Origin of the sequence: Okeania sp. SIO3B5, from assembly GCF_010692555.1 — a bacterium.
Lineage (GTDB): Bacteria > Cyanobacteriota > Cyanobacteriia > Cyanobacteriales > Microcoleaceae > Okeania.
The window spans coordinates 18,280-27,214 of record NZ_JAAHHG010000091.1; the positions used below are offsets into that span (position 1 = coordinate 18,280).

Genomic DNA, 8,935 nt, shown 5'->3' on the forward strand with positions numbered 1-8,935 from the left:
GCCTAAAATACTAACTTTGTAAGCGTTTTAGACTAAAACAGGCGCACTTTTTTCTACCCTAAAAAGGCCAATACCAATATCAGTAAATGCTTTTATATTTAATCAGTAAGCCCTAATTACTAATTGCTGATAGCTGACTGCTGATAGCTGAATGCTTACGCTATAACTCAAACAATTATACAAATAAATTTTCCTCCGGATACTGAACCGCACTAGGATTTTGTTCAGCAAAAAAAGTAGATACTAATAGTAAAACACCAACTCTACCTATATACATAGTTAAAATCAATACTAACTGTCCTGGAATTGTAAAATTAGAAGTAATACCTGTAGATAAACCGACTGTAGCAAAAGCAGATACAACTTCAAAGAAAACTTGAATTGACTCTAATTCTGGGTCAGCAAAAGTAGCTAAAGTAGTAGCGATCGCCACTAATGAAGCTGAGGCAAAAACCACACCAATAGCCTTAATAATAACTATTATTGGAATTTTACGTTGATAACATAAAACTTCTTCCCTGCCCTGTAAAGCTGCTTTTGTACTGTTAAATAATATTCTAAAAGCTGTAGTTTTAATACCCCCTCCAGTGCTACCCGGACTAGCACCAATAAACATTAAAACAATCGTGATAAATAAACCAGCATCAGTCAATTGCCCAATATCAATAGTATTAAAACCCGCCGTTCTAGTAGTAACAGATTGAAACCAAACAGCAATTAATTTTTGCCCTAAGTTGAAACTTTCTAGAGTCTGAGGATTGTTAAATTCAGCAATAAAAAAAGTAATAACACCAAAAATCAATAAAAAAATAGTTGTATTAGTAACCACTTTAAAATGTAGAGAAAAAGTGTGAAAAATTTGCTCTTTTTCCCAACAACTTTTCAGCCATAAATATATCTCCATAATCACTTGATAACCCAATCCCCCAAATATAATCAAGCCAGTAATCACCAAATTTAGTAACGGAGATTTTGCATATTTAATAAACCCATCTGCATATAAACTAAAACCAGCGTTATTAAAAGCATTTATACTATGAAAAATCGAATACCAAAAACCATCTTTAAACCCATAATTTGGAACAAAAACAAATAAAAGCAACAAAATACCAGTCAATTCAAACACAATAGTTGTAGCCAAAATAGACTTAATTAAAGGTTCTACACCAGCCAATCCTACCTGTTCCAAAGATTGCTGAATAGCCACTTTTTCCCGAAGACGAAATTTACGACCAAACAACAACAAAAGAATAGTTGTAGCAGTCATATAACCCAAAGCTCCAACTTGAACTAATAATAATAGAAATAATTGCCCCCAAAACGAATAATATTCCCCCACATTCACAACAGAAAGTCCAGTCACACAAACAGCAGAAGTTGCCGTAAATAAAGCAGTCACAGGATGACTCCAATTTCCATTACTCACAGAAATAGGTAACATGAGTAATATCGTACCAATAATAATAACAGCAATAAAACCTTGACATATAGTTCTAGCTACACTCATTTCAAATTTTTAGTATGTATATTTAGTAAGCATTTCCTACGGAATGCTTACTTTCAATCACAAATAACTTCTGGCAATGTACATTAATAGTAAGCATTCAGCCGTCAGCCATCAGCTATCAGCTATTGCTTTTAGTTTAGGATAAAAGCAATATTTAATTGTCTTACTGCAAAAGTTGCCTCCCTTGCCTTTAAACTCAGTTGTTAATTTAAACACTATCCTTAAGGAGATACTCTTGTTGCTGATAGCTGACAGCTAATAGCTGAATGCTTACCATTAATAATGGCATAAATTAACATCTAAAATTACAAATACTTCAACTTTTATCCTGAGAAAAAATAACTTTTAACCTTGAACTTTTGTGTTATATTATTTCCAGATAATTAGTTATAAAAAAACTATCATTTCACTTGCAGAGCAAATTTCTTTATTTTCCCTACTTCCCACTCCCTACCCCCCTACTCTCTACTAACTTATTTATTAACTATTCAGCCAGACATGATATTTAATATATAATAGTCCAAAAAAATCAATCCTTAACCTTGATTAATAATTATGACCAAAAAACGAGGTCCAAAGCCTCCCCTTTGAAGGGGATGAAAAGAATAAATTTCATTATTTTAAGCCTCTTGGTTTCCTACGGAATGTTGCGCAAACAGCCAGAGGTACTGATAACTGATAACTGATAACTGATAACTGATAACTGATAACTGAAATGACCTCAACCTTAATCGAACAGATTCAACAATTCTATGATGCTTCCTCCAATCTCTGGGAACAAGCGTGGGGTGAACATATGCACCATGGCTATTATGGACAAGATGGTAAGCAGCAAAAAAATAGACGACAAGCTCAAATAGACATGATTGAAGAACTACTTCAGTGGGGAGCATTAAACGAAAAATCAAATTTTTGGCCTCCTACCTCGCTCCTGGACGTCGGTTGTGGTATTGGCGGTAGTACACTGTACTTGGCCGAAAAATTTAATGCTACTGCCACAGGTATTACCCTTTCTCCCGTCCAGGCCCAAAGAGCCAAAGAACGAGCTGATGTAGCCAACTTAAATCAATCTACTAATTTCATAGTGGCAAATGCTTTAGAAATGCCCTTTGCTGATGAATCATTTGACTTAGTATGGTCTCTCGAAAGTGGAGAACATATGCCTAATAAACAGAAATTCTTGCAGGAATGTTATAGAGTCCTTAAACCAGGTGGAACTATAATCATGGCCACTTGGTGTCATCGTCCAGTTGGCGACTCTGATGGACAACTAACTGATGATGAAAGGAGACATCTAGCCGAAATTTATCGAGTCTATGCTTTGCCCTATGTTATTTCCTTGCCAGAGTATGAAGCGATCGCCCAAAATATCGGCTTTCAAAATATCTGCACTGCTGATTGGTCAACTGCTGCTGCTCCCTTCTGGAATATTGTGATCGAATCAGCTTTTGACCCTAAAGTGATTATGAATTTACTCTTTAGTGGTTGGACAACAATTCAAGCCGCCCTTTCCCTGGAGTTAATGAGTAGTGGATATGAACGAGGATTAATAAAATTTGGTCTATTGCGGGGAAATAAATAGTTGATTAGCACAAATTCTTTTTACATCAGTGGAAGTGATTAAAAATTTTCATACTTTTGAGTTAATCTCTTACTTTTAACTTTTAACTTTTAACTTTTGAGTTTTGAGTTTTGACTTGATTGTGGGATTAAAGTTTCGAGCCTATAAAATTTTACTTTTGTTCATCCCATGACTTTTGACTTCATTAGACGACTTTTAATTTTTGAGTTAATTTCTTACTTTTGACTTTTAACTTTTGAGTTTTGAGTTTTGACTTGATTGTGGGATTAAAGTTTCGAGCCTATAAAATCTTACTTTTGTTCATCCCATGACTTTTGACTTCATTAGACGACTTTTAATTTTTGAGTTAATTTCTTACTTTTAACTTTTAACTCTTAACTTTTAACTTTTGACTTTTGACTTCATTAGACGACTTTTAATTTTTGAGTTAATTTCTTACTTTTGACTTTTGACTTTTGACTTTTGACTTCATTCCATGACTTTTGACTTTTGACTTCATTCCATGACTTTTGACTTTTGACTTCATTCCATGACTTTTGACTTTTGACTTCATTCCATGACTTTTGACTTTCACTGCATCTTCAGTAAATGTTAACTTCTGTACCAATATACCTACTTCTGCTATAATCATCGCTTAGAATAGATACACCAGATGGGATTTCCTGGAGGTGTAATTTATGTTAGTTATTTTAATGGAAAATCAGCTAGTTGCTCCTCAACAAGTTTGTCAAAGTTGTTTGTTAGCCGATAGAAGTGGTCAACCCCGATGGAAAGGTGGTCAATTACGTTGTGGTCATCCAGTTCCTAAATTATCAGATACTCAACCAGACCAGTATGAGTGTCAAATGGGTTTCCGCGTTGCCAGTATAGAATAATTAGGGTTTGCGCTCAAAAGTTTTATGGGTAAGGGTAGGAGACAGGAGACAGGAGACAGGAGACAGGAGAAATGGGAATTATAGAGGAGGTAGGAGGAAGAAGAATCAAGGAATTATTCTGGGCAACTATACGCCTAAAATGCTAATTTTTTGAACCATTACAACCATTAAGCTTGAACTTTTTTTAACTAAAAAATGCGCTCTAGCTCTATATGTCAATACTTTTAGATTTAATCAGCAAGCCCTAATTACAAAAAATTAGGTTGAAAGTAATGTGTTTAGAAAGCAAGGATAAAAATTAACAGTAGATTAAAATGGTGCATATACCCTTTGAATTAATAATTGAAATGTAGCTTAAAAGTCAATAAAATAGTTATAGCGCTCAGATTTGAGTTGCGTATAAAATATCTTAGAACTAGCAAGAAAAAAACAGTTTTAAACACTTAACATTTTATTATCTACTTTTTTGTTTTTTTGATAAATTATTTAGGACTACTTATTTAAAGAATATAAAATAATATTTTTAGAGACACCAAAAGGTAGACTTATACAAATATTGCTTCATTTTTTAGATGGTGACTACCTACCTAATTGAAAAACTAGGCATTTGTGCTTGGGACTTGAGTCCTAGTAAGGAAGGGCTTACCTTTGACTTTTTCCCAAAGAAAGTATTTTTCTTTTTTTTCTTAAAATTACTTAAAATTTAAAAGTTTAGTGATTTTTTCGGCCACAAAACACCATCGAGGGCTGAAGTTATCTAATTACTGCGCTATCCTGAATTTATATGTAGCTATTTTTATCAAACTCAGGAGAATTTTACAATGACTTGGCGTGGTTCTACAACTGTTCAAGACCGAATTTTTGCTAGCTTACCTTACCTATTGCCCTTGCTAGATGGGTTAGTATATGGTAGATATTTATTCCAACAGTTCCCTCCCATACAGATAATACCAGTTCTTCTATCCCCTTTGTTACAGATTTATAGAGGTATACCCTTCTTTGGCTTAATAGTTTTCTTTGCTCTGTTCTTGTTAGTTGTGAGAAACGAAAATATATCTCACTTTATTCGTTTCAATACCATGCAAGCTATTCTACTGGATATTATTTTAATCTTGTGTGGTCTAATTCTGCAAATATTGGGAGCAAGTTTAGGAGGATTTATTCTGGAAACTCTCTCTAATATGATATTCATCGGAATTCTAGCATCATTTATCTATGCAGTAGTTCAATCAGTCATGGGTCGCTACGCAGAAATACCTACTATTTCTGAGGCTGTTTATATGCAAGTGCGGTGACATACTCCCACACTAACCTGACGGTATCGTGTGGGCTTCTCGTTTCACAGTCCCGGTATTCCGTCGGACTCCACGAGCTTGAAGGACGGGATGCCCCTCCGCCCTTTTGGCCAATCAAAAAGCTGCTCACCTAGGGCCACTATCAGATTTGACATTCCCAACGGATTACTAGGATTTCTGGGATCTCACCCCATATCTGATTTGATTTTCATGGTTGATCACTGGCGGTTGTTAACTCAAACCAGCTTAAATTTATAATAACATAAAATTTGTAAATTAATTGGACATCGAGTCCAATTAATTTACCGTCGATTTATCTCACACCAAATTTTCAATTATGGTGTGAGATGAATCGACGCTCTAGCTAAATATTTTCACACTCTCTATTTTGTTTTTGTGGTGAAAATTTTGTTACGATCAAAGATCCTTGCTTCTGCATAAAACTTGCTAGAAGCCATGTAGTCCGAAAGGAGATTATTTCCATGAAACCATTCATTTATGAAACAATGTATATTTTGCGTCCAGACCTGAATGAAGAACAGGTAGAACAAGAAATCGCAAAATATAAAGATTTATTGCAGGAACAGGGTGCTTACGACATAGAAATTCAACATCGTGGTAAGCGTCGTTTAGCTTATGAGATAGATGATCGTCGAGAAGGTACATATATTCAGATGAACTATCAAGGCCCTCCTACTCAAATAGCTGTATTAGAGAGGGCAATGCGTTTGAGTGAAGAGGTTATTCGTTACTTGACGATTAAACAAGAAGTACCAAAAAATACTACAGCAGATACTACTACATCAGATACTCTGGATCGACCAGAATCATTAGCAGCAGTAGAATAGTAATATTTCATGGCAGTCCAAATAATGTGGACTAACAGATTTGAGAGCTTTGATTCACCCCACTTGAATGCCGGAAAGGGGTCTCCTGTTATACGAATGTTAATGGGATTTGAAATAGGGGAGACTCCTCTCCTATTTCCTCTATAGCAATCCTATTTTATTTGTGGATAAAAATCTTACTGCTTTTAGGCAACAGTCAACAGGAGGGAGTTTCAGTTTTTTTATCTACTTTTTGATTACCCGCAACCTATTTAGGATTGCTATATATTATTAGCTACTATGAATTATGAACCTATACTATTTCTAAATATAAATCATATACTATTAAATAATTAGGAGCAAACTTAAAGTGAAGCAGATGCAAAAGTTAAATTCACAACAACTTCAACTTGAAGTATCTCGTCTTAACGAAGAACTACAAATGCGAGACCAATTAATTCAACAATTGTCTCAAGAACTTTTTAGATTAGTTAAGGGAAATACAAGTATAGTACCAACATCAACAGTTCCTGAAAGTTACCAATCTCAAATGCAAAGCTTAAAGGAACAACTCAATGAAGTTGAACAACAAGTAAATTTTTATCAAGAACAAATTGCTGAACGAGATGCAGAGGTATATAATCTACGACATTCTGTGCAAGAATTAACAGACCGCTCCCAAATGTTAGAACAAGTAGTACAAGAACTACCAGAAGTCTATCGCCAAAAATTCTCCGAACGACTTGCAGAAGTGCTTGAGAAAGTGGAAATCTTACAAAAGGAAAACCGTCAACTTCATGCAGAGTTACAAAGCGTTAGTTATCGTCTAGCAGTTAGAAATCGTCGTGCTAATGGTCTAGATTTACCTGCTTTTGGTCAGGGACAACCAGGTTCTTCTGTAGAAATGCCGACTTTTGGAAATGCTTAGTTTAAGCCAATATTTGCTAAGATAGGTATAAAGTTTTATCTTAGTATTAATATCAAATTTTATCTCAAGAAAATAGTGTTTTGATAGTTAGTGAACTGCAATAAACCTCTATTTTATTTGCCGAATAATTAAGGTTTAAACCCTCTCCTTATAAAAGGGAAAAAAGCGGTCGTTTGCGGAGCATTCCGTAGGATGGGATGGCGTTTTGCTCCGCAACATATAAAGCGGAGCGGCTCTGATAAGAGCGGGTCTCCTCGCCATATACAATCAACCAAGAGAAGAAAAAAATTCCTTTAAGTCCATCCTATTATTTTGAAGGAGAGGTCATTTCAGTTATCAGTTATCAGTACCTTGAACTGAAACAAGAAGCTTGAAATACGGAATTCTCTTTTTTTATCCCCTTAGAAGGGGAGACTTTAGACCACAAGTTTTCGGTAATTATTTATTATTAATTCTTGAAAGCCGTTTAACAAGTTATGAGCTACTATTAATGGTTTGAGGGAGTAGGGAATTAGGGAGTTATAGTAGCGAACAACCACAAGTTTATCCCGTCAATTGTACCACATTAGTTTCAAACCTGCTGTATGTTAATTTATAAGACCAGCTAAATTACTATTAAATTTAGTATCTGAGTCGAGTCGAGCATTTACCAAATTATTAATAATTAATAATTAATAATTAATAATTAATAATTAAATAATTATCGTTTGAATCCTCCCCTTTTAAGGGTAAAAAAGAAATAATATCTCCTTAGATTCAATCCTCTCGGTTTTAACTATGAGGTAATTATCAATTATCAATTATCCATTATCCATTAATGAAAAACTAGCTTCACTTAAGCTGTTAGTAACTTTGCCTGAGAATCTACAAAAACATCATCAATAGTGTTAAAAGTTTGAAAAACTCTATCTAACTGAGTAATTTCAAAAACCAATCTAATTGTGGGGTTAAGGTTACAAATAGCTAAGCTATAACCATGTTTGCGAGCCTTTTTCAAACCAATAACTAATGCACTTAAACCAGAACTATCTATAAACTCTACATTTGCCATATCAACAATCCAAAGATTGTATTTTTTGTCTATTAGAGATATGAATTGCTGCTTAATGGCATTTGCTCCGACTAAGTCTAAGCGACGATTAGGAATGATAATGATATGTTGACTGGCATCAGTAGTTTTCATAGGTATCACCATTAATTAAGAGGAAAATTTTTTTTTACTTTGCTGTGAAATGTAAATTTTTGGAGATTCAAGATAATTTATTACACCCTAATTATGAACAATCCAGAAGTTGTAATGATACTCAGGAAATTAACTTTACTATTACTAGAAATAGAGTTCCCTGGATCAAATAAAAAATTGACAGTAATCTATACCAACTATAGTGCAAGTTGTTAACTTCTGTTATACATTTAATACTTCTTACGCACACCAATTAATTATCTATATATAGACAAGGATTGCTTGAGTCATAAATAAGTTCCCTTTACACTTGAGATCCTACCGACAACTCCTGTAACCGGAGAGTGCTGGTCCCCAAGCAACATTGATATGATGGATAGATTTTGTAACGTGTGATTTTTGGGTAATGCTTTTTGAGGTTGGCCACTACTCAAAACCATCTTTACAAACCACTATCTGGCAATAAAATATAAAAAAATGATAAATTTAATTGAATTAGATTAAAGATTACTGTATAATGCACCTAGAATTTGTATCATTAGAAACAATTCAATTAATAGCCCATAAATACGGCTATCTAGCTATTTTTTTAGGAATAGCCCTCGAAAACGCAGGAGTCCCCTTACCTGGAGAAACAGTGACGCTTGTAGGTGGGTTTCTTGCAGGTAGTGGGGAATTGCTTTATAGATATGTACTTAGCTGTGCGATTATAGGTGCAGTACTAGGCGACAGTTGTGG

Annotated in this window: 9 protein-coding genes; 6 read left to right on the forward strand and 3 right to left on the reverse strand. The window is 34.4% G+C overall.

Annotation, left to right across the window (positions count from 1 at the left end):
• Positions 1-175 precede the first annotated feature (175 nt).
• The gene (locus tag F6K54_RS14760) at positions 176-1,507 is read right to left on the reverse strand and encodes a TrkH family potassium uptake protein (RefSeq protein WP_293078694.1); all 1,332 of its coding nucleotides are present in this window, start codon (positions 1,505-1,507) and stop codon (positions 176-178) included.
• 715 nt (positions 1,508-2,222) lie between these two features.
• Between F6K54_RS14760 and F6K54_RS14765 the strand changes: the two genes are divergently transcribed.
• Positions 2,223-3,089, forward strand: coding sequence for a methyltransferase domain-containing protein (locus F6K54_RS14765; protein ID WP_293078696.1), 867 nt, complete (start codon positions 2,223-2,225; stop codon positions 3,087-3,089).
• 427 nt (positions 3,090-3,516) lie between these two features.
• Here F6K54_RS14765 and F6K54_RS14770 read toward each other — a convergent pair whose 3' ends face one another.
• Positions 3,517-3,720, reverse strand: coding sequence for a hypothetical protein (locus F6K54_RS14770; protein ID WP_293078698.1), 204 nt, complete (start codon positions 3,718-3,720; stop codon positions 3,517-3,519).
• Between the two features lie 46 nt (positions 3,721-3,766).
• Between F6K54_RS14770 and F6K54_RS14775 the strand changes: the two genes are divergently transcribed.
• From F6K54_RS14775 to F6K54_RS14790, 4 genes are all read left to right on the forward strand, one after another.
• Positions 3,767-3,964, forward strand: a complete 198-nt coding sequence (locus F6K54_RS14775) for a hypothetical protein (RefSeq protein WP_293078700.1) — start codon at positions 3,767-3,769, stop codon at positions 3,962-3,964.
• A gap of 821 nt (positions 3,965-4,785) precedes the next feature.
• Positions 4,786-5,259, forward strand: coding sequence for a Tic20 family protein (locus F6K54_RS14780; protein ID WP_293078702.1), 474 nt, complete (start codon positions 4,786-4,788; stop codon positions 5,257-5,259).
• Between the two features lie 482 nt (positions 5,260-5,741).
• Positions 5,742-6,107: a 30S ribosomal protein S6 gene (gene rpsF / locus F6K54_RS14785; RefSeq protein ID WP_293078704.1), complete on the forward strand. Its 366-nt coding sequence runs from the start codon at positions 5,742-5,744 to the stop codon at positions 6,105-6,107.
• A gap of 349 nt (positions 6,108-6,456) precedes the next feature.
• Complete coding sequence (locus tag F6K54_RS14790; RefSeq protein ID WP_375341972.1) at positions 6,457-7,014, forward strand: Npun_F5560 family protein; 558 nt, start codon at positions 6,457-6,459, stop codon at positions 7,012-7,014.
• Between the two features lie 835 nt (positions 7,015-7,849).
• On the opposite strand, the gene F6K54_RS14795 is transcribed toward F6K54_RS14790, so the two are convergent.
• Positions 7,850-8,197 (reverse strand): STAS domain-containing protein, encoded by a 348-nt coding sequence (locus F6K54_RS14795; protein ID WP_293078707.1) that lies wholly within the window; start codon positions 8,195-8,197, stop codon positions 7,850-7,852.
• Positions 8,198-8,714: 517 nt separating this feature from the next.
• Here F6K54_RS14795 and F6K54_RS14800 point away from each other — a divergent pair.
• Positions 8,715-8,935: DedA family protein (locus tag F6K54_RS14800; RefSeq protein ID WP_375341973.1), on the forward strand; the 221-nt coding region annotated here is incomplete at its 3' end.